The 604-nt window shown below is 53.3% G+C and carries 1 pseudogene; it reads right to left on the bottom strand.

Annotated features, from left to right (window positions below):
- Nucleotides 1–604 (bottom strand): annotated as a pseudogene (locus tag ACZ3HG_RS23025) (hypothetical protein); the annotation flags it as partial.

The raw sequence follows: 604 nt of genomic DNA, 5'->3' as shown, positions 1-604 counted from the left end.
CGACGGCCCCAGCTTCTCCGTCGTCACGTCCTGCATCCAGGTCAACTTATCGAGGAATGCTTCACTGTACTTCTTCCACTCCGGCGCCTCTTTCTTTAGCGGTTCCAGGAATGTTTGCCAGACAGAATCGCTTTTGCTGTGATACCAGTCGCTCGGGTGCTTCACGATGGTTTTCTGCACCACCTCACGGTATGCAGGATTATGCAGGGCGCGCAGATAATCCATCGGTGAATATTCTCCGGCACCGCTGTCTATCCTCTTCAGCAGCCGCTGATAATTAAACGGCACCAGCGCATGGCTGATGCGGGTATCATCCTTCGCGGCATCATACAGTGACTGAAATACGCTGCGGATCAGACCCGTTGGCTGCGTTTTACCATTCAGATAATCGAAGCTCGCAGGCTCTGAGACCTCAGTTTTAAACCCCAGTTTTGACAGGTCATACTGCGACAATAATTCTGCCCCCGCTGAGCCTTTCGGCACATAGCCATTTTCCGGGGAAAGCTGCCAGTAATCCTGCTTGGATGCCTTGTCGGTTTCCGAAGATACCCTGCTCAGCGTCAGAATACCTGACCGGGCCGTGGTTCTGCCGTCCTTACTGAAG

The sequence above is a fragment of the Erwinia sp. PME.40.26/001 genome, from assembly GCF_055556675.1.
The sequence above is the reverse complement of the archived record's forward strand: the minus strand, read 5'-3'. Positions and strand labels throughout refer to the sequence as shown.